Below are 24,620 nucleotides of genomic sequence, written 5' to 3'. Positions count from 1 at the left end.
GGTACCCCCTGCTCCTTAAGAGCTTGGGTGGGGGTACCCCCTGCTCCTTAAGAGCTTGGGTGGGGGTACCCCCTGCTCCTTAAGAGCTTGGATGGGGGTACCCCCTGCTCCTTAAGAGCTTGGGGGAGGGTTGGAGCACCGGCGGCGCCAGCCCGTAGAGTGTCCCGACACCGCCACCAGCAGGTCAGCGGCGTGTTGTCCGGATACCAACCCCCCTGCCCCGATTGCGGATCGGGGGCCGGGGGCCACGGCGCAAGGGGGAGCGCGGGTGAGCACCGACGCAGACTTCGTCGATCCGCGGCACGTCCCGCCCATACCCCCGCGGCCGCCCCGGCAGCCCGCGGCGGCCGCGACACCGGAGCCGGACGACGACCCGCACACGACCGTCCTGCGCCGCCGGTCCCCGGCCGAGCCGTCCGTCCCCCCGCAGGCACCCCCGGCGGCGCACGGTGTACCGCCGCGCCCCGCCGCCCCGCCGCCCCCGCCCCCCGCGCAGCCACCGGCCGCCGGCGCGCCCCGAGCGCCCCACCCCGGGACGCCGCCCACCCCCGCCGCGCCGCCGCGCCCGGCCGGGCGTCCGGCCGCGTTCCGCGACACCGCCGCCTTCCACCTGGCCAACAGCCAGAACCTGTGGAGCGGCCCCCAGGAACCCGCCGCCCGCCCGACAGCCGCCCCGCCCGGCCGGCCACCCTGGCCCACAACTCCCCGCCCCCCGCAGGGAGTTGCCGCCGGACCGGCACCCGCCCGCCGGTTCCCCGCGGGCCGCCGCCCCACCGGCCGGGTGCTCGCCGCCGCGGCCTGCCTCGTCCTGGGCATCGGCCTGCTCGGCGGCGCCGCGGCCGGCAGCTGGCTCACCGACGACCCCGAGGACGCCCCGCCCACCGCCGAGGCCACCTTCACCAAGGGCCGCGACGCCTGGCGCAACACCCCGGTCGACACCCTCTTCCCCCGCACCGTCGAGGGCCTGGGCGTCGGCCCCGGCGGCGCCGACCGGACCTGGACCCGGATCGCGGTCGCTCCCGACAGCGACTGCACCGGCGCCTACGACCCCAAGCTCGCCCAGGCCCTCGCCCGGGCCGGCTGCGTCCGCCTGCTGCGCGCCACGTATCTCGACGCCACCCGCTCCAGCGTCATCACCGTCGGCGCCCAGACCACCCGGACCGACCCGGCCGGCATGCTCGCCCTCAACACCGGCTTCAGCACCAAGAGCCTGGCCGAACGCACCGATCTGATGCCGGTGCCGTACGCCCCCAAGGGCACCTCCGCCGAGGGCTTCGGGCGCGCCCAGCGGGCCAGCTGGACCGTCCGGGTGCTCACCGACGTCCCGGTGATCGTCTACGCCGTCTCCGGCTTCGCCGACGGCCGCGCCGTCACCGAGCCGCAGCCCGCCGAGGCCGCGGTCCGCCCCGGCGCCACCACCGCCCCCGCCGAATCCGGCCTCGGCCACGACGCCAAGGACCTCGCCGACCGCATCGAGAACGACTTCCGCAAGGCCGCCGGCACCCCCACCCAGCCCCGGGAGGACGCGCCATGACGCAGACCCCGCTGCGCGCGGCCGCCCTCACCCTGGCCTCCGCCGCACTCGCCGTCCTGCCCGCCGTACCCGCCCGGGCCGACGCCATCCGCGCCCAGGAATGGGGCCTGCAGGCCGTCCACGCCCAGCAGGCCTGGCGCACCACCAAGGGCGAGGGCGTCACGGTCGCCGTCCTGGACACCGGCGTCGACGCCAACCACCCCGACCTCCAGGGCCAGGTCCTCCCCGAGAAGGACCTGGTCGGCTTCGGCGCCGGCCCGGGCGACGCGGCCTGGGCCCGGCACGGCACCGGCATGGCCAGCGTCATAGCGGGCCACGGCCACGGCGCCGGCCGCCAGGACGGCGTGCTCGGCATCGCCCCCGCCGCCAAGATCCTCCCGGTCCGGGTGATCCTGGAGGACAACGACCCGCAGCGCGAACGCGCCCGCACGGAGAAGGCCGGCGCGCTCGCCGACGGCATCCGCTGGGCCGCCGACCACGGCGCCGACGTCATCAGCATGTCCCTGGGCGACGACAGCGAGTCCGCCCACCCCGAGCCGCGCGAGGACGCCGCCATCCAGTACGCCCTCGGCAAGGGCATTCCCGTCGTCGCCTCCGCGGGCAACGGCGGCGACAAGGGCAACCACGTCTCCTACCCCGCCGCGTACCCGGGCGTCATCGCCACCACGGCCGTCACCCACCAGGGCGACCGCGCCCACTTCTCCACCCGCCACTGGTACGCCACGGTCAGCGCCCCCGGCGAGGACATCCTCATGGCCGGCAACGACGACGGCTACCTCTCCGGCTGGGGCACCAGCCCCGCCGCGGCCTTCACCTCCGGCGCCATCGCCCTGATCCGCTCGGCCCATCCCCACCTGAGCCCCGCCCAGATCCGCCACCTGCTCACGTCGACCGCCCAGGACACGCCCCAGGGCGGCCGCGACGACGACTACGGCGCGGGCCTGATCGACCCCGCCGCCGCCCTCAACGCCGCGGACGGCCTACGGCCCGTCCCCCAGAAGCCGTCCCCCGCCGCCTACAACGGCCGCTACTTCGGCCCCGGCCCCACCGAGGACACCCCCGAGGACACCCCCACCAACTGGCTCCCCTGGTCAGCCGGCGCCGCAGGCGTGGCCCTGATGGCGACCGCCTTCCTCCTCTGGCGAACCCGCCCCTGAACCCACCCCAGCCCCCACCGACCTTCCCCTCCCCCAACGGGAGGTGACGGGCCTCCGGGGCCTTGTTCGTGGACTGCTGGCGCTTTACGTCCACGAACAAGGCCCCGGAGACTCGTCACCGCACCCAACAACAACCCAGCCCGCCGCAGGCGCAACGGCGAGAAGCCCTGCGGCGTCGCAGACGGGTACGTGCGGGGGCGCCGCAAGGCCCAACGGCGAGAAGCCCCGCGGCGGGTAAGCCAGCTACGTGCGGGGGCACCGCAAGGTCCAACGCCGAGCAAGCCCCGCGCCGGGAAAGCCAGCTACGTGCGGGGGCACCGCAAGGTCCAACGCCGAGCAAGCCCCGCGCCGGGAAAGCCAGCTACGTGGGGGGCGCCGCAAAGCGCAACGGCGAGAAGCCCCGCGCCGGGAAAGCCAGCTACGTGCGGGGGCGCCGCAAGGCGCAACGGCGAGAAGCCCCGCGGCGGGTAAGCCAGCTACGTGCGGGGGCGCCGCAAGGCGCAACGGCGAGAAGCCCCGCGGCGGGTAAGCCAGCTACGTGCGGGGCCGCAAGGCCCGACGGCGGCCAAGCCCCGCGGCGGGAAAGCCAGCTACGTACGAGGCGCCGCAAAGCGCAACGGCGAGCAACAACCACGGCGGCCCAGCCGAAAACGTACGCCGAGCCCCCGATACGCTCGGGCACGTGCAGAAGAACATTCCCGAGTCGACCTTTTCCGACGACGACGGGTCCGCCGATCCCGCCCTCGCCGCAGCTCTGGCGGCGTACCAGGAGGACCGGTCCACCGAGCCCGCGCTGCTGACCGCCCTGGCCGGCGCCCGCCTGCTCGTGCCGGTCGTCGCGATCCTGGGTGAGGTCGAGACGGGACCCGACGGCCTGCGTCATGAGAAGACCAGTGACATGGCCGTGCCCACCCTCCAGGCCCCGGACGGGCGGCGTGCCCTGCCCGCCTTCACCAGCATGGAGACCCTGCACCGCTGGCGCCCGGACGCCCGGCCGGTGGCCGTCCCGCTGCAGCAGGCGCTGCTGGCCGCCTCGCACGAGAAGGCCGACACCGTCGTGATCGACCTGGCGGGCCCGGTCACCTACCAGCTCACCGGGCCCGCGCTGCGCGCCCTCGCCGAGGGGCGTACGACCGCCGACCCGCTCGCCGACCCGGCCGTCACCGAGGCCCTGCGCGCCCTCCTCGCCGCCGAGCCGGCCGTCCTCGCCGCCCGGCTGGCGCCGTCCAGGGAGACCGACGGGACGCTCGCCCTGGGCCTGGCCGCCGACGCCCCCACCGCCGAGGTCGCCCAGCGGCTGGCGCAGGCGCTGGCCGCCGACGAGGTCCTGCGCGCCCGGCTCGTACGGGGCCTGGACCTGGTGCTCCTGCCGCCCGGTGCGGCGTCCACCGGGGAACCGCTCTACCAGCGCTGACGGGCTCCGCGGCGGGTGCCTCCCCGGGCCGTTGCCACGGCCGCCCGGGGAGATCGCCGACGGGCGGGTTCCCCTCCTGGGCCGCACAATGCGAGGAGAGCTCAAGATCCACGCGAGGAGAGCCCACATGGAGACAACGGAGACCCCCTCGGTCGTGACCCGCACGGTCGTATCCGAATTCCTCGGCACGCTGCTCCTGGTGTTCTTCGCCGTCGGCTCGGCGGTGCTGGCCGGCGAGTACATCGGCACCTTCGGCATCGCCCTGGCCTTCGGCTTCACGATGCTGGCCCTGGCCTACGCGCTCGGCCCGATCTCGGGCAGCCACCTCAACCCGGCGGTGACGCTGGGCATGCTGCTGTCCCGCCGCATCACCCTCCGTACCGCCGTCGAGTACTGGATCGCCCAGATCCTCGGCGCCATCGTGGGGGCCGCGCTGCTCTTCCTGGTCGCCAAGCAGATCCCGGGCCTGCAGACCCATGCGGCCTTCGGCACGAACGGCTGGGGCGACCGTTCGGCGGTGCACCTCAACCTCGGCGGTGCCTTCGTCGCCGAGATGGTGATGACCTTCCTCTACGTCTTCGTCTTCCTGGCGGTCACCCACCGGGTGGCCGTGATCGGCTTCGACGGCCTGCCGATCGGTCTGGCACTGGCCACCGTCCACCTCATCGGCATCCCGCTGGACGGCACCTCGGTGAACCCGGCCCGCTCCATCGGCCCGGCGCTGTTCGCGGGCGGCGCCGCCATCACCCAGCTGTGGCTCTTCATCGTCGCGCCCCTGATCGGCGGGGCGATCGCCGCGGTGGTCCACCAGGTCACCCACCCGCCGCAGGAACCGGTGCTCGTCGCCGACCAGGTCTCGCCCCACGAGCCGACCGCCGGCCCCGGCGAACGGGTCTGACCCCACGGATCACTGGTCGTGGGTCACGGGGCACAGGTCACGGGCCCGGCGAACCCGTCCCCTCACCACACGAGCCCCGGCCGCACCGGCCGGGGCTCGTCGTCGCGCGCAAATGGTGCGGACGAAAGGGTGCGGACTCGCCGCAACTAGCCGTAGACCGGCCCGGTGAACTTCTCCCCGGGGCCCTGACCCGGCTCGTCCGGGACGACCGAGGCCTCGCGGAAGGCCAACTGCAGCGACTTCAGACCGTCCCGCAGCGGTGCCGCGTGGTACGAGCCGATCTCGGTGGCGCTGGCGGTGACCAGACCGGCCAGCGCCTGGATGAGCTTGCGCGCCTCGTCGAGGTCCTTGTGCGTCTCGCCGCCCTCGGCGAGCCCCAGATTGACCGCCGCCGAGCTCATCAGATGCACCGCGACAGTGGTGATCACCTCGACCGCCGGGACGTCCGCGATGTCCCGGGTCATGGCATCGAAGTCGGGGCTCGCCGCGTGCGGGGTGCCGGACGGCTCGGGCGCGTCGGACGGCTGCGGGGTCTGGTCACTCATGTCTTAAGGGCTTCTTCCTGAAAGAGGGGTCGGCTCCAGCCTATGGCCCCCTTCCGCGGGCCCGGCGTCCGGGACCGGCACCCTTGACGGGCGGCGCCCGCGGAGCGGCGTACGAGTGGGGGCCAGGGCTTGACTCGTGTATCCTGGTGTTCCGACCGGCCGGACACGCATGTGACCGGCCCACAAGTGGAGGCTCCGATCTCCCACCCGGCCGACCTCAGGTTGGCGGGTCAACGGTCCGGCTGCGCCCCGCGGAGACTTCGCGGCGGTGCTCCAGATCTATGTGGAGCCCCGCCTGTGTCCCGTCCGGGGCATTTTTCATGTACCGGCGCGGTTGGTCACACCGAACAGACGTTACGCGGCAGTCCGCCAGGCCGTCGCGTGGTGCTACCGAGGAGGATCCATCAGCGCCGAGCCCCGCATCAACGACCGGATTCGCGTCCCCGAGGTGCGACTCGTCGGTCCCAGTGGCGAGCAGGTCGGCATTGTGCCGCTTGCCAAGGCCCTGGAGCTTGCGCAGGAGTACGACCTCGACCTGGTCGAGGTGGCGGCGAACGCCCGTCCGCCGGTCTGCAAGCTCATGGACTACGGAAAGTTCAAGTACGAGTCGGCCATGAAGGCCCGTGAGGCGCGCAAGAACCAGGCGCACACGGTCATCAAGGAGATGAAGCTCCGGCCGAAGATCGACCCGCACGACTATGACACCAAGAAGGGTCACGTCGTCCGGTTCCTCAAGCAGGGTGACAAGGTCAAGATCACGATCATGTTCCGTGGTCGCGAGCAGTCCCGCCCCGAGCTGGGCTTCCGACTGCTGCAGCGGCTCGCGGAGGACGTCCAGGAGCTCGGCTTCATCGAGTCGAACCCGAAGCAGGACGGCCGCAACATGATCATGGTCCTCGGTCCGCACAAGAAGAAGACCGAGGCGATGGCCGAGGCCCGTGAGGCGCAGGCCGCCCGCAAGGCGGAGCGCCAGGGTGGTGCTCCTGCGGAGGAGCCCGCCGGGGAGCCCGCCGAGGCGTGATCCATGGGCGAGAGCCCCGGATTCATGCCGGGGCAACCCGCCCCGGACACCAACCGATACATCTGACGCTCCCGCCAGCCGGCCCGTGCCGGTGGGAGCGCCACTGACGAGGAGAGAACGGCGCATGCCGAAGAACAAGACGCACAGCGGTGCCAGCAAGCGCTTCAAGGTCACCGGCTCCGGCAAGGTGCTGCGCGAGCGCGCCGGCAAGCGCCACCTGCTCGAGCACAAGTCGTCCCGCGTGACGCGTCGCCTCACCGGCAACGCCGAGATGGCCCCGGGCGACGCCGCGAAGATCAAGAAGCTTCTCGGCAAGTGAGTCGCCGCGCCCCCGCTGACCGAGCGGGGTGCGCGACTCGGACCGGGACCCAATCGATTCGGGCTGTGTGACGACAACCACGGCCCCGCTACAAGGAGTTAACAAGTGGCACGCGTCAAGCGGGCAGTCAACGCCCACAAGAAGCGCCGGGCGATCCTCGAGCAGGCCAGCGGCTACCGCGGCCAGCGCTCCCGCCTGTACCGCAAGGCGAAGGAGCAGGTCACCCACTCCCTCGTCTACAACTACAACGACCGCAAGAAGCGCAAGGGCGACTTCCGTCAGCTGTGGATCCAGCGCATCAACGCCGCTGCCCGCGCCAACGGCATGACCTACAACCGCTTCATCCAGGGTCTGAAGGCCGCCAACATCGAGGTGGACCGCAAGATCCTGGCCGACCTCGCGGTCAACGACAGCAACGCGTTCGCCGCGCTCGTCGAGGTGGCCCAGAAGGCCCTGCCGAGCGACGTCAACGCCCCGAAGGCTGCCTGAGCACCAGCCTGACGACCTGGCGTGACGACCGACGCGGTCGTGACACCGTCGTGATCGGACCCGCAGGCCCCGGGCCTGCGGGTCCGCCGCTTTTCCGGCCCGGGCCGCCCGGTCCGGTCCCGCCCCGAACCACAGAAGCGAGCCGCCGCCCATGGGCACCCCCGAGCTGATCTCCCCGCGTTCCCCGCGCGTCACCGCCGCCCGGCGGCTGGCCCGCCGCGCCTTCCGCGGCAAGGAGCGCCGGTTCATCGCCGAGGGCCCGCAGGCCGTACGGGAGGCCATCGCGCACCGCACGGACGGCGCCGCCACGCTCATCGAGCTGTTCGCCACCGTCGAGGCCGCCGAGCGGCACCACGAGATCGTCGGGGCGGCCCGCGCGGCCGGGGTCCGGGTGCACCTCGCCGACGACCGGACCATCGGGGACATCTCCCAGACGGTCACCCCGCAGGGCCTGCTCGGCGTCTGCCGCTTCCTCGACTCGCCGTTCGAGGAGATCCTCGCCGCCCGCCCGAAGCTGGTCGCGGTGCTCGCCCACGTCCGCGACCCCGGCAACGCCGGTACGGTGCTGCGCTGCGCGGACGCCGCCGGCGCGGACGCCGTGGTGCTCACCGACGCCTCCGTCGACCTGTACAACCCCAAGTCCGTACGGGCGTCGGTCGGTTCCCTCTTCCACCTCCCGGTCGCGGTCGGCGTACCGGTCGAGCAGGTGGTGTCCGGGCTCAAGGGCGCCGGGGCGCGGATCCTCGCCGCGGACGGCGCAGGTGACCGGGACCTGGACGCCGAGCTGGACACCGGATCCATGGGCGGGCCCACCGCCTGGGTCTTCGGCAACGAGGCGTGGGGCCTGCCCGAGGAGACCCGGGCGCTCGCCGACGCCGTCGTACGCGTCCCCATCCACGGCAAGGCGGAGAGCCTCAACCTCGCCACCGCCGCCGCGGTCTGCCTCTACGCCTCGGCCCGTGCCCAGCGCGGCCCCGGTGGCTGCCGCTCCGCGTCACCCGCGTGAGGGGCGTCCACCGGATCGCCCGGCACATACGGGGCGAGCTAGTAGTGTTGCGTGCCCGGGGGCCCGGAAGGGGGTAACGGGGATGAGTGTGAGGACTTCCGGCATCACAGCACGCGCTGACGGCAGCCCGTCCGACCGACCGGCCGGCGGCCCGCCGCCGGCCCGCGCGGTGGCGTCCACCGCCCCGGACACCGGGCTCGGGCTCGACCCCGACGACCTTCCGGACGGCCTGGTGGTCGCCGACGCGACCGGCCGGGTCAGCTGCTTCAACGCCGCGGCCGCCAGGATCACCGGCCTCGCCCCCGAGGACGCGCTCGGCCGCCCCCTGGAGGAGGCCCTGCCGCTCCAGGACATCGAGGGCCGCCGTTGGTGGCGGCTGACCGACCCCTACGGTGGCCTGGCCATCCGCCGCGGCCAGCCCGAGCGCAACCTCCTGCTCGGCGGCCGCGAGGTGCTGGTCTCCGCCCGCTACGTCCGCGGCCGGCCGGGCGGGCCGGTCGAGCGGCTGGTGATCGCGCTGCGCGGCACCGAGGCCCGGCGCCGTACCGAGCTCAGCCACGCCGAACTCATCGCCACCGTCGCCCACGAGCTCCGCTCGCCGCTGACCTCCGTCAAGGGCTTCACCGCCACCCTCCTCCAGAAGTGGGAACGCTTCACCGACGACCAGAAGCGGCTGATGCTGGAGACGGTGGACGCCGACGCCAACCGCGTCACCCGGCTGATCGCCGAACTGCTGGACATCTCCCGGATCGACTCCGGTCGGCTGGAGGTGCGCCGGCAGCGGGTCGACATGATCGCCGCGGTGCGCCGGCACGTCCAGGCGCAGACCACCGCGGGCCAGCGGCCGGACCGCTTTCTGATCCGGATGAGGGAACCCCTGCCCGATCTGTGGGCGGACCCGGACAAGGTGGACCAGGTGCTCGGCAACCTCCTGGAAAATGCGGTGCGCCACGGCGAGGGAACGGTCACCATCGAGGTCGGACCGGCAACGGACGCCACCAGTACGGAAGGGACGAGCGTCACCGTGAGCGACGAGGGCCCCGGCATCCCGGAGGAGTCGATGAGCCGCGTGTTCACCCGCTTCTGGCGGGGCAGCAAGCGCGGTGGCACCGGCCTGGGCCTCTACATCGTCAAGGGCATCGTCGAGGCCCACGGCGGCACGATCACGGTCGGCCGGGCGTCCACCGGCGGCGCCCAGTTCCGATTCAGCCTGCCCGTCGCGACGCCGGCCTTCATGAGCTAGGAGGAACGGACGCGGCGGGCGCCCCGCGGGGGCTCGGGCCGGCCGCGCCACCCGTCCCCCTTAGACTTGACCTTTGGCACCTTTGGCGCACAGGCATCGCGGGCGCAGCGCGGGCTCGGCCATACGACCCATGTGATCGAAGAGCCGAGGCGAAGCGAGCCAAGCCAAGCCAGTCCACCGGAAGCACGGGAAGAGATGTCCGCACCCAATAAGTCGTACGACCCTGTCGAGGTCGAAGCCCTGAAACCGGAAGAGATCGCCGCCCGGCTGGACGAGGCGCTGGCCGCCGTCGCCGCCGCGGCCGATCTGGAGCAACTGCGCGAGGTGAAGGTCGCCCACGCCGGTGACCGCTCGCCGCTCGCCCTCGCCAACCGGGAGATCGGCGCCCTGCCGCCGCACGCCAAGGCGGACGCCGGCAAGCGCGTCGGCCAGGCCCGTGGCCGCGTCAACCAGGCGCTCAAGGCCCGCCAGGAGGAGCTGGAGGCGGAGCGCGACGCGCGGGTGCTGGTCGAGGAGGCGGTGGATGTCACGCTGCCCTACGACCGCGTCCCGGCCGGCGCTCGGCACCCGCTCACCACGTTCATGGAGCGGGTCGCGGACGTCTTCGTCGCGATGGGCTACGAGATCGCCGAGGGCCCCGAGGTCGAGGCGGAGTGGTTCAACTTCGACGCCCTGAACTTCGTGCCGGACCACCCGGCGCGCCAGATGCAGGACACCTTCTTCGTCAAGGCCAACGGCGCCCAGGACGATGAATCCGGTGTCGTGCTGCGCACCCACACCTCGCCGGTGCAGGCCCGCACCCTGGTCGACCGCGAGCCGCCGGTCTACGTCGTCTGCCCGGGGCGGGTCTACCGCACCGACGAGCTGGACGCCACGCACTCCCCGGTCTTCCACCAGATCGAGCTGCTCGCCGTCGACGAGGGCCTGACCATGGCCGACCTCAAGGGCACCCTCGACCACATGGTCCGGGCGCTCTTCGGCCCCGACATGAAGACCCGGCTGCGGCCGAACTACTTCCCGTTCACCGAGCCGTCCGCCGAGATGGACATGGTCTGCTACGTCTGCCGTGGCGAGTCCGTGGGCAACCCCGACCGGCCGTGCCGTACGTGCTCCAGCGAGGGCTGGATCGAGCTGGGCGGCTGCGGGATGGTCAACCCCAAGGTGCTCATCGCCTGTGGCGTCGACCCGGAGAAGTACAGCGGCTTCGCCTTCGGGTTCGGAATCGACCGGATGCTGATGTTCCGGCACAACGTGGAAGACATGCGCGACATGTTCGAGGGCGACGTCCGGTTCACCCGGCCGTTCGGGATGGAGATCTGATGCGGGTCCCGCTTTCTTGGCTGCGGGAGTACGTCGACCTGCCGGCGACGGAGACCGGCCGGGACGTACAGGAAAAGCTCATCGCGGTCGGCCTGGAGGTCGAGACCGTCGAGCGCCTCGGCGCGGACCTCAAGGGCCCGCTCGTCGTCGGCCAGGTGCTGACCATCGAGGAGCTGGAGGGCTTCAAGAAGCCGATCCGCTTCTGCACGGTGGACGTCGGCCGGGCCAACGGCACCGGCGAGCCCCAGGAGATCGTCTGCGGCGCCCGTAACTTCGCCGTCGGCGACAAGGTCGTGGTCGTCCTCCCCGGCGCCGAGCTGCCCGGCGGCTTCAAGATCGCCGCCCGTAAGACCTACGGCAAGAAGTCGCACGGCATGATCTGTTCCGGCGACGAGCTCGGCATGGGCGACGACGGTACGCACGGCATCATCGTGCTGCCGCCGGAGTACGAGGTCGGCACCGACGCCATCGAGCTGCTGGAGCTCGTCGACGAGGTGCTGGACATCGCCGTCACCCCGGACCGCGGCTACTGCCTGTCGATGCGCGGTGTGGCCCGCGAGACCGCCACCGCCTACGGGCTGCCGCTGCGCGACCCGGCGCTGCTGGACGTCCCGCCGCCGAACGCCGCCGGCTACCCGGTCCAGGTCGCCGACCCGATCGGCTGCGACCGCTTCACCGCGCGGACGGTCACCGGTCTGGAGCCCGGCGCCCGTACCCCGCTGTGGATGCAGCGCCGGCTGCAGAAGGCCGGCATGCGCCCGATCTCGCTCGCCGTCGACATCACCAACTACGTGATGCTGGAGCTCGGCCAGCCGCTGCACGCCTACGACCGCACCACGGTCGACGGCCCGATCGGCGTCCGCCGTGCGACCCCCGGCGAGAAGCTGACCACCCTGGACGGCACCAAGCGCGCGCTGGACGCCGGGGACCTGGTCATCACCGACAACCGCGGTCCCATCGGGCTCGCCGGCGTCATGGGCGGCGCCAACACCGAGATCGCCGCCCCGGTCACCGACCCGGAGACCGGTGAGCTGCGCGGCACCACCGACGTCGTGATCGAGGCCGCGCACTTCGACGCGATCGCCATCGCCCGTACGGCGCGCCGGCACAAGCTGTCCTCCGAGGCGGCCAAGCGCTTCGAGCGCGGGGTGGACCCGGAGGCGGCGTCGGCGGCGGCGCAGCGCACCGTCGACCTGCTGGTGCTGCTCGCCGGTGGCACCGCCGGGGAAGGCGTCACCGAGGTCGTCTCGCCCCGCGGGCCGCGCACGATCACCATCCCGGCGAACCACCCGGACAAGGTCGCCGGTGTCACCTACGGCCGGGAGACCGTCGTCCGCCGCCTGCAGCAGGTCGGCTGCGACGTCTACGGCCAGGACGAACTGGTCGTCACCGTGCCGTCCTGGCGGCCGGACCTCTCCGACCCCAACGACCTGGCCGAAGAGGTCATCCGTCTGGAGGGTTACGAGAACCTGCCCTCCACCCTGCCGAAGCCGCCGGCCGGCCGCGGTCTGACGGAGCGTCAGCGACTGCACCGCCGGGTCGGCCGGGCGCTGGCCGGTGCGGGCTACGTCGAGACGCTGAACTACCCGTTCACCGGCTCGCACGTCCTCGACCAGCTCGGCATCGAGCCGGACGACCCGCGCCGCTCGGCGGTCACCCTCGTCAACCCGCTCTCCGACGAGGAGCCCGACCTCCGCACGACGCTCATCCCCGGGCTGCTGGGCGCGCTCCGCCGCAACCACGGCCGGGGCACGCACGACCTCGCGCTCTTCGAGACCGGTCCGGTCTTCCGAGCGAGCGGCGACGAGAAGCCGGCCAGCCGGCTGGTCGTCGACCGCCGGCCGACCGACGACGAGATCGCCTCGCTGGACGCCTCGCTGCCGCAGCAGCCGCGGCGCGCCGCCGTGGTCCTCGCCGGCCACCGCGAGCAGCCCGGCTGGTGGGGCGGCGGCCGTCCGTCCGACTGGGCGGACGCCATCGAGGCCGGCCGTACGGTCGCCCGTGAGGCGGGCGTCGAGCTGATCATCCGTCAGGATCAGCACGCGCCGTTCCACCCGGGCCGGTGCGCGGCGCTCCTTGCCGTCGTCGACGGCGAGGAGGTGCTCGTCGGCAACGCCGGTGAGCTGCACCCGCGGGTCATCAAGACGCTGTCCCTGCCGGAGCGCACCTGCGCGATGGAGATCGACCTGGACCGTCTGGAGCGGGCCGGTGCCGGTTCCCTGAAGGCGCCCTCGATCTCCTCGTTCCCGGTCGCCACCCAGGACGTGGCGCTCGTCGTCGACGACACCGTCCCGGCGGCGGACGTCGAGGCCGCGCTGCGCGACGGGGCCGGTGAACTGCTTGAGGCGCTGCGGCTGTTCGACATCTTCACCGGTGAGCAGCTCGGGGCCGGCAAGAAGTCGCTGGCGTACGCGCTGCGCTTCCGCGCCGCGGACCGCACGCTGACCGCGGAGGAGGCATCGGCCGCCCGGGACGCGGCGGTGGCGTCGGCCGTGGAGCGGACCGGAGCGGTGCTGCGCGGCTGACCCGCGCACGAGCCCGGTGGAGGGCGTGGACGGCACGGCCGTCCACGCCCTCTTCGCGCGCCGCGCCGTTTTGTCGACGATCCGATCCATACACCATCACCCAATCGGGTGGTGATGTACGTTTCGTCGCGGAACGGATACGGAACGTCGCGAGAATCGATCCGGTCGAGCCAGACCACCGGCTGGGGGGACCATCGGCATGATCCGAGCCTGGGCGAGGACAGGCGCACGCGACGGGGCGAGCCGTGCCCGGCGCGGTCTCGTCCTCGTGCTGCCCGGACTCTGGGTGCTGGGCGTGGTCACCTGGGAGCTCTGCGAGCCGACCGGCGGCCGGCTGCTGCAACTCCTCGCCGCGGCGCCGGCCATCGCCTGTGCGGGCACCGGCCGCCGGCAGTGCGTCCTGCTCGGCGGGGTGTGCGCACTGGCCGCCCTGGTCCCGTTCGGCGCGGGCGACGCCGGCCCCGGCCCGGGTACCCGGGTGATGACCTGCGGGGCGGTCCTCGCGGTGGTCGGCGCCAGCTATCTGACGGCCGGCCGCAGGAAGCGGCTGCTGCGGGAGCTGGAGCGCACCCGCGAGGTCGCCACGGCCGCCCAGCGGGTCCTGCTGCGGCCGCTGCCGCCACGGATCGGCGGGCTGGTCCTGGCGGCCGACCACCTCTCCGCGAGCGAGGGCGCGGTGGTGGGCGGGGACCTCTACGAGGTCGTCGGCACCCGGTACGGCGTCCGGGCGGTGATCGGCGACGTCCGCGGGCACGGCCTCGCGGCCATAGGCACGGTCGGGGCGATGCTCGGCAGCTTCCGCGAGGCCGCCCACGACGAGCCCGAACTCGCCGGTGTGCTGCGGCGGTTGGAGCGGGCGCACCAGCGGCATCTCGGGGAGCGGGCGCGACGGGCCGACCCGGCGGACGGCGGTGCGGCGAGCCCGGTAGGGGAGGAGTTCGTGACGCTGCTGCTGGTGCAGATCGCCCCGGACGGCTCGATGACGGCGCTCAACTGCGGGCACCCGTGGCCGTACCGCCTCGTGTGGCGGGCGGTGGACCCGGTGGCGCCGCTCGCCCCGGGCGAGCCGATGCCGCCGCTCGGGCTGTTCCCGCTCCCGGCGGACGCGGCGCCGGTGCGCTGCGGACGGCTGCGACGCGGGGAGGGGCTCTTCCTGCACACCGACGGTGCGGTGGAGGCCCGGGACCGGGCCGGGGAGTTCTTCCCCCTGGCGCAGCGCCTCTACAGCAGCGTGGTGACGACCGCCGGAACGCCCGGCCCCGCACCGGCCGGAGTGGTGGACGACGTACGGGAGGCGCTGCTGCGGCACGCGGGCGGGCGGCTGTCGGACGACGTGGCGTTCGTACTGCTCTGCGCGGACGGCACGGACCACGACCCGGCCGCACCGCTCCCCGCCACGGGAGGACACGCACCGTGCGAGACGGGCTTCACCACCCTCCACGGGCGAAGCGGTTGAGCGACGTGGCGATGCCGACGCCCCAGCGGCCTGCCCGGTGAACGCCGAAGGACCGGCGGACGAGCTCCGCCGGCCTTGGCATCCGCGGGGCCCGGACTCAGTACGGGTAGAACCCCGACCCGCTCTTCCGCCCCAGCCGCCCCGCGTCCACCATGCGCTGGAGCAGCGGGGGAGCGGCGTAGAGGGGCTCCTTGTACTCCTCGTACATGGATGCGGCGACCGAGGCGACGGTGTCCAGGCCGATCAGGTCGGACAGCTTGAGCGGGCCCATCGGGTGGGCGCAGCCCAGTTCCATGCCGTTGTCGATGTCCTCGCGGCTGGCGATGCCCGACTCGAACATCCGGATCGCGGAGAGCAGGTACGGGATGAGCAGGGCGTTGACCACGAAGCCGGAGCGGTCCTGGGCGCGGATGGCGTGCTTGTCCAGGACGTTCTGGACCAGCGCCTCGGAGCGCTTGATGGTCTCCTCGCCGGTGGTCAGCGCCGGGATGAGCTCCACCAGCTTCTGTACCGGCGCCGGGTTGAAGAAGTGGATGCCGATGACCTGGTCCGGGCGGGAGGTGGCCACCGCCAGCTTCACCAGCGGGATGGAGGAGGTGTTGGACGCCAGGATCGCGTCCGGGCGGCTGACGACCTGGTCGAGAACCTGGAAGATCTCGGTCTTGACCTGCTCGTTCTCCACCACGGCCTCGATGACGAGGTCGCGGTCGGCGAACTCCCCGAGGTCGGTGGTGAAGCTGAGCCGGTCGAGCGTCGCGTCGCGTTCCTCGGGGGTGATCTTGCCGCGTTCGGCGGCCTTGCCGAGGGAGTTGGTCAGGCGGGTACGCCCCAGTTCCAGGGCCTCGCCCGTGGTCTCGGCGACCATGACGTCCAGCCCGGCGCGGGCGCACACCTCGGCGATGCCTGCGCCCATCTGGCCGCAACCGACCACTCCGACGCGTTCGATGTCCGTCACCTCGTGCCTTTCGCTGATCTTCAGGACCGGCGGTGCGCCGTAAGGGTCCGGCGGCCGCCTCGGCCCCGACGTTACTCCGCGCGGTGCTGGGCCACGGCTTCCGGGGCGGGCATTCTGAGCCCGCAGGACGGGACGAACCGGACAAGCTGGGGATTTTTGATGCAACAGATCACACGCAGGGTGTTCGGCAGGGCGGCGATCGGCATCGCGGGCTCGGTACTCGGGCCGGCGGCGGCCGGACCGGCCGGGGGAGCGGCGCGGCGCGAGATGCGCGGGGTGTGGCTGGCCACCGTCGGCAACCTCGACTGGCCCTCGCGTACGAAGCTGACCGCCGCCGAGCAGCAGCGCGAACTGCGCGCCCACTTCGACGCGGCGGTCGCGCACAAGCTCAACACGGTGTTCTTCCAGGTCCGGGCCGCCGCGGACGCGCTCTGGCCGTCCCCGTACGAGCCCTGGGCCGAGTCGCTGACCGGGCGGCAGGGCGGCGATCCGGGCTGGGACCCGCTGGACTTCGCGGTCCGCGAGGCGCACCGGCGCGGCCTCGAACTGCACGCCTGGTGCAACCCGTACCGGGTCGCCAACCACACCGACCCGGACCGGCTGACCGCCGACCACCCGGCCCGCCGGCATCCGGAGTGGATCGTGCCCTACAACGGCAAGCTGTACTACAACCCCGGCCTGCCCGAGGTCCGCACGTTCGTCCAGGACGCGATGCTCGACGCGGTGGAGCACTACTCCGTCGACGGGGTGCACTTCGACGACTACTTCTATCCGTATCCGGCCGCCGGCAAGAGATTCGACGACGACGAGGCCTACGACACCTACGGCGAGGACTTCGACAACCGGGCCGACTGGCGGCGGGACAACATCGACCGGCTGGTGTACGAGATGGCGCAGCGGCTCGGCGAGGGCGGCCAACAGGACGGCCGCCGGGTGCGGTTCGGCGTCAGCCCGTTCGCGGTCTGGCGCAACCAGGCCACCGACAGGAACGGCTCCCGGACCCAGGCGGGGGTGGAGACGTACGACGACCTCTACGCCGACACCCGCCGCTGGGTGCGCGAGGGTTGGCTCGACTACATCGTGCCGCAGGTCTACTGGCCGATCGGCACCAAGGCCGCCGACTACGCCGAACTGGTGCCGTGGTGGTCACGGACGGTCGACGGCACCGGCGTCGACCTCTACATCGGCGAGGCGCTCTACAAGGCGGGCGACAGTCAGCCGGCGGCCTGGAAGAACCCGGCCGAACTCTCCCGCCATCTCACCTTCGCCCGCGGCTACCCCCAGGTCGGCGGGCACGTCTACTTCTCGGCGAAGGAGGTGGCCAAGGACCGGGTGGGCGCACTGGCCCGGGTCGTGCGCGATCACTACGGCAGCGCGGCACGGTCCTAGGGGCGTTCGCCCCGGGCCGGTCCGCGCGGCGCGGGTCGGGTGGCGGGGCCGGGTGGCCCCGCTGGGGCCTCGGCCGGTCGGTCGAGGGGGTCAGCGGCCGGGTTCGACGTCGGAGGTCTCGGCGTGCCGGACGACCGAGTCGGGCCCGGGCGACACGATCGCCTCGTGTCCGTCCTCCGCGCGGACGCGGTAGGGCGGATCGCCGTTCGTCCCCAGTACTTCGACGATTTCCACGACCCGGTCGTGATGCCCGACGGTCCTGCCGTGCACCACCAGCCGGTCGCCCTTGGTCGCGTGCATCAGGGTCCTCCCCGCTTCGGGCGGCCATGCGACCCGAACGGCCGACGAGGGGACGGCCGAGCGGTTGAACGGCCAACGGTTTAAGGGGTTACGGGCCTGGCGCGGCCCGGACGGCGCGCTATCTGCCATCGCGGCAAGTTTACGTCCGCGGGGGCGCGGCGCATCCGGGGAGCGGCCGCCGGTTCCCCCGGAACCGGCGGCCGGGCCCACGGGCGCCGCCCCCGGGTCGGTCACCCGCGGGCCCGCTGGGTGACCGCGATGCAGGCCAGGACCGCCAGCGCCGTCGCGGGCGCGGCCGGCGGCAGGTGTTCGCCGAGCAGCAGGACCGACCACACCAGGGTCAGCAGCGGCTGGGCGAGCTGCAGCTGGCTCGCCTTGGAGACGCCGATCACGGCCATCCCGCGGTACCAGACCACCAGCCCCAGGAACTGCGAACCGGCCGCCAGCCACAGCAGTCCGGTCACCGCGTGGGCGGTCAGTCGCAGCGGCTCGGTGGACAGCGCGACCGCCGCACCCGCCACCGTCACCGGCAGGCACAGCACCAGCGCCCAGCCGATCACCTGCCAGCCCGGCATGTGGCGGGCCAGCCGGCCGCCCTCGGTGTAGCCGGCCGCGCACACCAGCAGCGCCGCGAACAGCAGCAGGTCGCCCCGTCCCGGGGCGCCGCCGCTCTGCTGCACCGCGAAGCCGAGGACGACGGCGGCGCCGACCAGGGACGCCACCCAGAAGGTGCGGGACGGGCGGGCACCGGTGCGCAGGGCCGAGCAGACGGCGGTGGTCAGCGGCAGCAGGCCGACCACGACGGCCGCGTGGGAGGTGGTGGAGGTCTGCAGCGCCAGGGTGGTCAGCAGCGGGAACCCGAGCACCACACCGCCCGCCACGACCGCGATCCCGGCCCAGTGGCGGCGCTCCGGCAGGCGCACCCGGAGGACGGCCAGCGCGCTGCCGGCGAGGACGGCGGCCAGCACGCTGCGCAGCATCACCACCGTCCAGGGACCCATGCCCTCCAGCGCCCAGGCGGTCCCCGGGAAGGTGAGGGAGAACGACGCCACGCCCAGGCCGGCGAGCAGCGCCCCGCGGCCGGCCGGGGTGCGGCCGGCGGACCCGGCGGACCCGGCGGCCTCCGGGGCCTCGACGGCGGTGGCGGCGGCGGTGGCAGCGGTCCGGGGGGACGTGGCGGGGGCGTTCACCGCTATCGCCGTGGCGGTAGTAGCGCTATCGTTGGCTCTCATGCAAGAGCGTAGCAGTGTGGCTGAGCTGGCCGCGAGCCTGAGGAATGAACTGAAGCGCTACTCTCCAGGAGAGAAGCTGCCGTCGAGCCGGGTCCTCGTGGAGCGGCATCGGGTGAGCCCCGTGACCGTCTCCCGGGCGCTCGCCGAACTCGTCGCCGAGGGCCTCGTCACCACCCGGCCCGGCGCCGGCGCCTTCCGGGCGGAGCCCCCGGCAGCGGCCCCCCGGCCGGTCGACACCTCCTGGCAGGAGATCGCGCTCAGCGCCGAACCGGGCGGCGACCAGGTGCCGCGCAGCGTCGACGCGTCGGGCGTGGTGGCCACCCTCGCCCGCCCGGCCGCCGGCGTCATCGAACTCAACGGCGGCTATCTGCACCCCGATCTGCAGCCCGAACGCGCCCTCGCCGCCGCCCTGGCCCGGGCCGGCCGCCGGCCGGGCGCCTGGACGCGGCCCCCGGTCGACGGCGTGCCGGAGCTGCGCGCCTGGTTCGCCCGGGAGATCGGCGGCCCCGGGGGCGCGCTCGCCGCGAGCGACGTACAGATCACCGCGGGCGGCCAGAACGCGCTGACCGCCGCCCTGCGCGCGCTCGCCGCGCCCGGCGCCCCCGTCCTCGTCGAATCGCCGACGTACCCCGGCATGCTCGCCGTCGCCCGTGCCTCCGGGCTGCGGCCGGTGCCGGTCCCGGTGGACGCGGACGGTGTGCGGACGGACCTGCTGGCCGACGCCTTCCGGGTCAGTGGCGCCCGGCTCTTCGTCTGCCAGCCGCTGTTCCAGAACCCGACCGGGGCGGTGCTCTCCGCGGAGCGGCGGCGCGAGGTGCTCCGGGTGGCGCGGGCGGCCGGCGCCTTCGTGATCGAGGACGACTTCGCCCGGCTGCTGGTCCACGGCGACGCGGCCGCGCCGCCGCCGACCCTGATGGCCGACGACCGGGACGGCACCGTCGTGCACATCCGGTCCCTGACCAAGGCCACCTCGCCCAACCTCCGGGTGGCCGCACTGGCCGCCCGCGGCCCGGTCCGCGACCGGCTGCGCGCCGTCCAGGTCGTCGACAACTTCTTCGTGCCCCAGCCGCTCCAGGAGACCGCCCTGGAACTGGTCGGATCACCCGCCTGGGGCCGCCATCTCCGGTTCATCGCGAGCGAGTTGACCGTCCGCCGGAACGCGCTGACCGCGGCGCTCGCGGGCCGGCTGCCGGCCCTCGCCGGGCCCGGCGCCGCGTACGGCGGCATTCCCGGCCGGGACGGCGGCCCGTACGTGCCGTGCGGCGGCTACCAGCTCTGGCTGCGGCTGCCGGACGGCGCCGACGAGGCCGCGCTGACGGATGCGGCGCTGCGGGCCGGGGTCGCGGTCGCGGCCGGCCGCCCGTACTTCGCCGCCGAGCCGCCGGCCGGGCACCTCAGGCTGAGCTTCGCGGCCGCGGCCGGCCCGGCCGAGATCACCGAGGGCGTCCGCCGGCTGCGCACGGCCTGCGACGAGCTGGGGGTGGCCGTCGAGTGACGGCGTCCGGGGGCACACCGGTTCGACGACGCCGCCGTCCTTCTGGGAATCTCCCGGCATGAACGCGCACGCCCTCGACGGCTACGAGATCTCCACCGACCCGGCCCGCCTGGACGCCGACCTGGTCCACGACTGGCTCGCCACCGACGCCTACTGGGCGCTGGACCGGCCCCGGGCCCTGCACGACCGCGCCGTCGCGGGCTCGCTCAACTTCGGCCTGTACGCGTCCGGTTCCGGCCGCCAGGTCGCGTACGCCCGGGTCGTGACCGATCATGCCACCTTCGCCTGGCTCTGCGACGTCTACGTCTGCCGGGACGACCGCGGCAAGGGGCTGGGCACGGCCCTGGTCGAGGCCATCGCCGACTACCTGGCGCCCAGCGGGCTGAACCGGCTCACCCTCGCCACCAAGGACGCCCACGGCGTCTACCAGAAGGTCGGCTTCCGGCCGCTGGTGGCGCCCGAGCAGTGGATGACCCTCGGGCTGATCGACCCGGGCCCGCTCGGAATCTGAGGCGGACCGCACGGATCCGAGGCGGACCGCTCGGGATCCGCGCAAGCGAGGTCCCGTCGGCCGGTCCTCCTCTTACCATCGGCGAATGAGCGTTCGACTCTCGCTGCTGGCCGCGGCCCGCAGCTCCGCGCTGCTCGCCACGCAGTTCGACGACGACCGCCCGCTCGACGCGGTGGGCTGGCAGGAGGTCGAGCGGGCCGCGCCCGTGCTGTGCCGGCTCGCCGCCGCCGAGCTGCGCTACTGCTCGCCGTCGGCGCGCTGCCGGGAGACCGGGGAAGGGCTGGGCCTGCGCCCGCTGCCCCAACCGGCGCTGCGCGACTGCGACATGGGGCGCTGGCGCGGCCGGACGCTGGGGGAGGTCGCGGCGGCCGAGCCGGCGGCGGTCGAGACCTGGCTGGCCGACCCCCGTTCGGCCCCGCACGGCGGGGAATCACTGCTGGCCTTCATCACCCGGGTCGGCAACTGGCTGGACACCCGCCCGGTCGAGGACGCCGCCGGGCTGCTCGCGGTCGCCGAACCCGGCGTGGTCCGGGCCGCCCTGGTCTACGCCCTCCAGGCACCGCCGCACGCGTACTGGCGCATCGACGTCCAGCCGCTGTCGGTGGTGGCCCTCACCGGCCGCTCCGGCAAATGGGACCTCCGACTGGAGGCGTGACGGGCCGCGGCGCCTGCTTCCGCCTCTCGCTGACCGTCACCAACCGTCACCACCCGTAAGGCCCAGCCCGCGCGTTCCGCTGTCCGGGGCATGCGCACCCGGTGTGACCTGCGTAAACGGTGTCGGTGGCGACATTGTCCCTGGTCGCGGGCGGCAGCCGCGGTCCTCATCGAGGTGCGGGCCGCCGGGCGGGGCGCTTCTCTGTGGGGTATGCACATAAGCCACATTCCTCTCTATGCGCTGGCGGCCGGTGGTCTGGCGGTGTCCGTCCTGCTCTTCGGCGACGGGGACGGCGCGGGCGCCGCCACCGATGCGGTGAGCGAGGCGGTGGGCGGCGCCGCGTCCAAGGCCGCCTCCGGGCTCGCGCCGGACGCCTCCGGCGCGGTGACCGTCCAGCCCGAGCGGGTGGCGCCCGGCGGGGCCTTCTCGGTGTACGACGGCGGTGTCTGCGCGGGCGGGTCCGCCGAGGCCCGTTTCGACAGCCCGGACATCCCGGTCCTGCGGCTGTCCGCGACGGCCGGCCAGGCGGGCGGCACCGCGGTCCTGCCGCGGGGCGTCGCCCCGGGCACGTACCGGGTCACCGTCGTCTGCGGTGGCGCTACGGGCGCCGGGCCGCACCACGCGGTGTACCGGGCGGCCCGCGCCGGGCAGGAGGACGGCGGCGGCCGGAAGGCGGCGAAGACCGCCACCGGCACCCTGACCGTCACGGACGGCGCGCTCCTGGCCACCCCGGTCTCCGACGGCGCCGGGACCTTCTCCGGTGGTTCGGCCGCCGAGGACGGGGCCCAGGCGGACGATGTGCTCTCCGACCGCTCAGGGCTCGACGATTCCGGGCTCTCCGACGACTCCGGCGGGTATGTCCCGCAGGGCGGTTCGCGCACCGGTCTCGGCGGCGCGGCCGGCCACGACGGTGACCGGACGGCGGCGGTGCTCGGCGGCCTGGCACTGCTCGGCGCGGCCGGCTGGGGAGCCTCGGCCCACCACCGGCGCGCCCGCCGGGCCCAGGGCTGACGGCGGTGACCGGCCAGCCACCGCCCCGCCGCGGGCTGCTCCTCGGCCTGCTCACCGCCCTCCTCGCGGCCGGCGCCGTCCTCCTCGTACTCGTCGTGCCCGCGCTGTACGGCCGGGACGCGACCAGCGAGGTCGACGACGGCACCCACACCGTGCCGCGCAGCGAGATCGCCCGCACCCTCAGCGGCCAGCTCACCCTGCCGTTCCGCAGCGGCCCGGACGCGGTGCACTGCTCGGGCGACCTGCGGCCGGTGCGGTCCGCCGCGGTGCGCTGTACGGCGCACTTCCCGATCGGCCGGTACCGCCACCTGACCGTCGAGGTCACCCGCGTCCACGACAACAAGGTGACCTACCGCCGCCGCTCCGTTCCGCACTGAGCCCCTGCGGAGTCCCCAACGCGCCGACAGTCAGCGGCCGTTGGGGACCCTGCCCCGTCAGTTGAGGGCGGTGCGCAGCGCGGCCAGCCAGTGGTCGGTGGTGCGGCGGGCCAGGCCGGATTCCGGGGCGTACGCCTCGAAGAAGTGCCAGGCGCCGGGGACGTCCCTGACCTCGACCGGGACGTCCGCCTCCATGAGGCGCCGGGCGTACTCCAGTCCCTCGTCGCGGAGCGGGTCGAGGCCGCAGGTCAGGACGTACGCGGGCGGCAGTCCGGTGAGGTCGGTGGCCCGGGCGGGGGCCGCGTAGGCGGGGGTGTCGGGGCCGCGGCCGGGGCCGAGGTAGGTGTCCCAGGTGCGTGCGATGCCGGTGCCGTTGATGATCCGCGGGTCGGTGATCCGCCGCCGGGAGGCGGTCCGGTCCCGGTCGTCCAGGCAGGGGATCAGCAGGCACTGGAAGGCGATCCGCGGCCCCTGGCGGTCACGGGCCATCAGGCAGAGCGCGGCGCTCAGATTGCCGCCGGCGGAGGCCCCGGTGACGGCGATCCGCTCGCGGTCGATGCCGAGTTCGTCCGCCGCCGCGGCCATCCATTCCAGCGTGGCGTAGCAGTCCTCGACCCCGGCCGGGTAGCGGTGCTCGGGGGCCAGCCGGTAGTGGACGTTGACCACCACGGCCCCCGCGGCGACACAGGCGTGGCGCGCCATCGGGCTGGGCCCGTCCAGCTCCCCGTACGCGAAGCCGCCGCCGTGCAGGTAGAGGACGCCGGGCAGCACCCCCTCGGCGCCGGCGGGGCGCAGCACCTGTACGTCGAGGCGGTTTCCGTCCGGCCCCGGCAGGGTCATCTCGTGCACGGTCACCAGCGGGTCGTGGGCCGGCATCAGTGGTGCCATGAGCTGCCGGAAGCCGCTGCGCACCGCCTCGATGTCGGCGTACGGGTCGGCGGGGCGCGGTGGCAACTGGCCGAGGACCGCGGTCAGTTCGGGATGCGGACGGAGGGCGGTCGTGGTGGTGCGGCCGGTCATGGGATTCCCCGTTTCTGTGGCACATGGCTGGGAGACGTCACGCAACCATCTCATTGAGACGGTCTCGGTGAGAGGGAAGGTATGGTCTCAATGAGATGGTGTCAAGGTGAGTGGGAGGCGGCGGAGGATGGCGGAGTACAGCCCGGCGAGATACGTCGTGCTCGGTCTGATCGCGCGGCACGGGGCGATGACGCCGTACGAGCTCAAGTCCCGCGTCGAGGACGACATCCAGCCGTTCTGGCCGATCCTCCATGCGCAGCTGTACCGCATCCCGGCGGAGCTGGCGCAGGCCGGTCTGCTGCGCGAGGAGACCGAGACGGCGGGCCGCCGCCGGCGGATCTTCCACCTCACGGCCGAGGGCCGCACCGCCCTGGAACGCTGGCTGGCCGACCCCGACACCCCCGAGGCGGAGACCCGCGACCCGGCCCAGCTGAAACTGTTCTTCGCCGATCTCGGCACCGCCGCGGACATCGTCGCGCTGGCCACCCGGCAGGCCGAACGGCACCGCGGATGGCTCGCCCACTACGAGTCGCTGCGCGCGGCCCTCGATCCGGCCGAGGACTCCCGGCAGCGCTCCCGGGCCCGGTTGCTGCGCCTCGGGGTGCTGCACGAGCGCGCCCACGCGGAGTTCTGGGAGTCGGTGGCGGCCGACCCGGACCGGCTGGACGCCTGAAGACGACGGCGGCGGCGGACGCGCAACCGCCCCTACGGGACCGGAGGCCCAACCGCCGCTACCGGGCCGGCCGGG

Annotated in this window: 24 protein-coding genes; 19 read left to right on the top strand and 5 right to left on the bottom strand. The window is 73.8% G+C overall.

The genetic code is table 11. The annotated features are described in order from the left end of the window. Nucleotides 1–268 precede the first annotated feature (268 nt). The 4 genes from AB0E02_RS22850 to AB0E02_RS22835 all read left to right on the top strand — a co-directional run bounded on the left by AB0E02_RS22850 (nucleotide 269) and on the right by AB0E02_RS22835 (nucleotide 5,003). The gene (locus tag AB0E02_RS22850; protein WP_362142106.1) at nucleotides 269–1,534 is read left to right on the top strand and encodes a hypothetical protein; all 1,266 of its coding nucleotides are present in this window, start codon (nucleotides 269–271) and stop codon (nucleotides 1,532–1,534) included. Further along, nucleotides 1,531–2,691 carry a type VII secretion-associated serine protease mycosin gene (mycP, locus tag AB0E02_RS22845; RefSeq protein ID WP_362142104.1) on the top strand — a complete coding sequence of 387 codons (1,161 nt, stop codon included), beginning with the start codon at nucleotides 1,531–1,533 and terminating at the stop codon, nucleotides 2,689–2,691. The genes AB0E02_RS22850 and mycP overlap by 4 nt, the downstream gene beginning before the upstream one ends. A gap of 682 nt (nucleotides 2,692–3,373) precedes the next feature. Next, on the top strand, nucleotides 3,374–4,105 hold the full coding sequence (locus AB0E02_RS22840) for an SseB family protein (RefSeq protein ID WP_362142102.1): 732 nt from the start codon (nucleotides 3,374–3,376) through the stop codon (nucleotides 4,103–4,105). A 127-nt stretch (nucleotides 4,106–4,232) separates the two neighbouring features. Beyond that, nucleotides 4,233–5,003, top strand: a complete 771-nt coding sequence (locus AB0E02_RS22835) for an MIP family channel protein (protein WP_362142101.1) — start codon at nucleotides 4,233–4,235, stop codon at nucleotides 5,001–5,003. Between the two features lie 146 nt (nucleotides 5,004–5,149). Here AB0E02_RS22835 and AB0E02_RS22830 read toward each other — a convergent pair whose 3' ends face one another. Next, nucleotides 5,150–5,548, bottom strand: coding sequence for a DUF1844 domain-containing protein (locus AB0E02_RS22830; protein ID WP_030413045.1), 399 nt, complete (start codon nucleotides 5,546–5,548; stop codon nucleotides 5,150–5,152). A gap of 334 nt (nucleotides 5,549–5,882) precedes the next feature. Here AB0E02_RS22830 and infC point away from each other — a divergent pair, with 334 nt between their 5' ends. From infC to AB0E02_RS22790, 8 genes are all read left to right on the top strand, one after another. Beyond that, nucleotides 5,883–6,569 (top strand): translation initiation factor IF-3, encoded by a 687-nt coding sequence (gene infC / locus AB0E02_RS22825; protein WP_078866077.1) that lies wholly within the window; start codon nucleotides 5,883–5,885, stop codon nucleotides 6,567–6,569. A gap of 124 nt (nucleotides 6,570–6,693) precedes the next feature. Then, nucleotides 6,694–6,888, top strand: coding sequence for a 50S ribosomal protein L35 (gene rpmI, locus AB0E02_RS22820; protein ID WP_016576627.1), 195 nt, complete (start codon nucleotides 6,694–6,696; stop codon nucleotides 6,886–6,888). 105 nt (nucleotides 6,889–6,993) lie between these two features. After that, nucleotides 6,994–7,377: a 50S ribosomal protein L20 gene (gene rplT / locus AB0E02_RS22815; RefSeq protein WP_030413047.1), complete on the top strand. Its 384-nt coding sequence runs from the start codon at nucleotides 6,994–6,996 to the stop codon at nucleotides 7,375–7,377. A gap of 151 nt (nucleotides 7,378–7,528) precedes the next feature. Next, nucleotides 7,529–8,383, top strand: a complete 855-nt coding sequence (locus AB0E02_RS22810) for an RNA methyltransferase (protein WP_030808716.1) — start codon at nucleotides 7,529–7,531, stop codon at nucleotides 8,381–8,383. Nucleotides 8,384–8,465: 82 nt separating this feature from the next. After that, nucleotides 8,466–9,626, top strand: coding sequence for an ATP-binding protein (locus tag AB0E02_RS22805; RefSeq protein ID WP_362142098.1), 1,161 nt, complete (start codon nucleotides 8,466–8,468; stop codon nucleotides 9,624–9,626). Nucleotides 9,627–9,821: 195 nt separating this feature from the next. Next, nucleotides 9,822–10,946: a phenylalanine--tRNA ligase subunit alpha gene (gene pheS, locus AB0E02_RS22800; RefSeq protein WP_030808721.1), complete on the top strand. Its 1,125-nt coding sequence runs from the start codon at nucleotides 9,822–9,824 to the stop codon at nucleotides 10,944–10,946. Beyond that, a complete protein-coding gene (pheT, locus tag AB0E02_RS22795) occupies nucleotides 10,946–13,471 on the top strand; it encodes a phenylalanine--tRNA ligase subunit beta (protein ID WP_362142095.1) in 2,526 nt (841 codons plus the stop codon). The genes pheS and pheT overlap by 1 nt, the downstream gene beginning before the upstream one ends. A 199-nt stretch (nucleotides 13,472–13,670) precedes the next feature. Continuing rightward, nucleotides 13,671–14,927, top strand: a complete 1,257-nt coding sequence (locus AB0E02_RS22790) for a PP2C family protein-serine/threonine phosphatase (protein WP_362142094.1) — start codon at nucleotides 13,671–13,673, stop codon at nucleotides 14,925–14,927. 97 nt (nucleotides 14,928–15,024) lie between these two features. On the opposite strand, the gene AB0E02_RS22785 is transcribed toward AB0E02_RS22790, so the two are convergent. Then, nucleotides 15,025–15,882 (bottom strand): 3-hydroxybutyryl-CoA dehydrogenase, encoded by an 858-nt coding sequence (locus tag AB0E02_RS22785; RefSeq protein WP_030413063.1) that lies wholly within the window; start codon nucleotides 15,880–15,882, stop codon nucleotides 15,025–15,027. A gap of 159 nt (nucleotides 15,883–16,041) precedes the next feature. On the opposite strand from AB0E02_RS22785, the gene AB0E02_RS22780 reads away from it, so the two are divergent. Continuing rightward, the gene (locus AB0E02_RS22780) at nucleotides 16,042–17,271 is read left to right on the top strand and encodes a family 10 glycosylhydrolase (protein WP_362142091.1); all 1,230 of its coding nucleotides are present in this window, start codon (nucleotides 16,042–16,044) and stop codon (nucleotides 17,269–17,271) included. 90 nt (nucleotides 17,272–17,361) lie between these two features. On the opposite strand, the gene AB0E02_RS22775 is transcribed toward AB0E02_RS22780, so the two are convergent. Together AB0E02_RS22775 and AB0E02_RS22770 are read right to left on the bottom strand one after the other, a co-directional pair. Beyond that, nucleotides 17,362–17,571 (bottom strand): DUF1918 domain-containing protein, encoded by a 210-nt coding sequence (locus tag AB0E02_RS22775; protein ID WP_030808734.1) that lies wholly within the window; start codon nucleotides 17,569–17,571, stop codon nucleotides 17,362–17,364. Nucleotides 17,572–17,801: 230 nt separating this feature from the next. Further along, nucleotides 17,802–18,803 (bottom strand): DMT family transporter, encoded by a 1,002-nt coding sequence (locus tag AB0E02_RS22770; protein WP_362142088.1) that lies wholly within the window; start codon nucleotides 18,801–18,803, stop codon nucleotides 17,802–17,804. On the opposite strand from AB0E02_RS22770, the gene AB0E02_RS22765 reads away from it, so the two are divergent. The 5 genes from AB0E02_RS22765 to AB0E02_RS22745 all read left to right on the top strand — a co-directional run bounded on the left by AB0E02_RS22765 (nucleotide 18,802) and on the right by AB0E02_RS22745 (nucleotide 22,852). Beyond that, nucleotides 18,802–20,298, top strand: a complete 1,497-nt coding sequence (locus AB0E02_RS22765) for a PLP-dependent aminotransferase family protein (RefSeq protein ID WP_362142087.1) — start codon at nucleotides 18,802–18,804, stop codon at nucleotides 20,296–20,298. The genes AB0E02_RS22770 and AB0E02_RS22765 overlap by 2 nt on opposite strands. A 58-nt stretch (nucleotides 20,299–20,356) precedes the next feature. Further along, nucleotides 20,357–20,809, top strand: coding sequence for a GNAT family N-acetyltransferase (locus AB0E02_RS22760; RefSeq protein WP_362142085.1), 453 nt, complete (start codon nucleotides 20,357–20,359; stop codon nucleotides 20,807–20,809). Between the two features lie 85 nt (nucleotides 20,810–20,894). Further along, on the top strand, nucleotides 20,895–21,464 hold the full coding sequence (locus AB0E02_RS22755) for a histidine phosphatase family protein (RefSeq protein ID WP_362142083.1): 570 nt from the start codon (nucleotides 20,895–20,897) through the stop codon (nucleotides 21,462–21,464). Nucleotides 21,465–21,674: 210 nt separating this feature from the next. Continuing rightward, nucleotides 21,675–22,475 carry a hypothetical protein gene (locus AB0E02_RS22750; protein ID WP_362142082.1) on the top strand — a complete coding sequence of 267 codons (801 nt, stop codon included), beginning with the start codon at nucleotides 21,675–21,677 and terminating at the stop codon, nucleotides 22,473–22,475. A gap of 5 nt (nucleotides 22,476–22,480) precedes the next feature. After that, nucleotides 22,481–22,852: a DUF4333 domain-containing protein gene (locus AB0E02_RS22745; RefSeq protein ID WP_362142080.1), complete on the top strand. Its 372-nt coding sequence runs from the start codon at nucleotides 22,481–22,483 to the stop codon at nucleotides 22,850–22,852. 57 nt (nucleotides 22,853–22,909) lie between these two features. Here the strand turns inward: AB0E02_RS22745 and AB0E02_RS22740 are convergent, their stop codons facing one another. Further along, nucleotides 22,910–23,872, bottom strand: coding sequence for an alpha/beta hydrolase (locus AB0E02_RS22740; RefSeq protein WP_362142078.1), 963 nt, complete (start codon nucleotides 23,870–23,872; stop codon nucleotides 22,910–22,912). 127 nt (nucleotides 23,873–23,999) lie between these two features. Between AB0E02_RS22740 and AB0E02_RS22735 the strand changes: the two genes are divergently transcribed. Next, nucleotides 24,000–24,545, top strand: coding sequence for a PadR family transcriptional regulator (locus AB0E02_RS22735; protein ID WP_362142076.1), 546 nt, complete (start codon nucleotides 24,000–24,002; stop codon nucleotides 24,543–24,545). Nucleotides 24,546–24,620: the final 75 nt, after the last annotated feature.

This window comes from Streptomyces sp. NPDC048196 (assembly GCF_040652715.1).
GTDB classification, from domain to species: domain Bacteria; phylum Actinomycetota; class Actinomycetes; order Streptomycetales; family Streptomycetaceae; genus Streptomyces; species Streptomyces siderophoricus.
The sequence above is the reverse complement of the archived record's forward strand: the minus strand, read 5'-3'. Positions and strand labels throughout refer to the sequence as shown.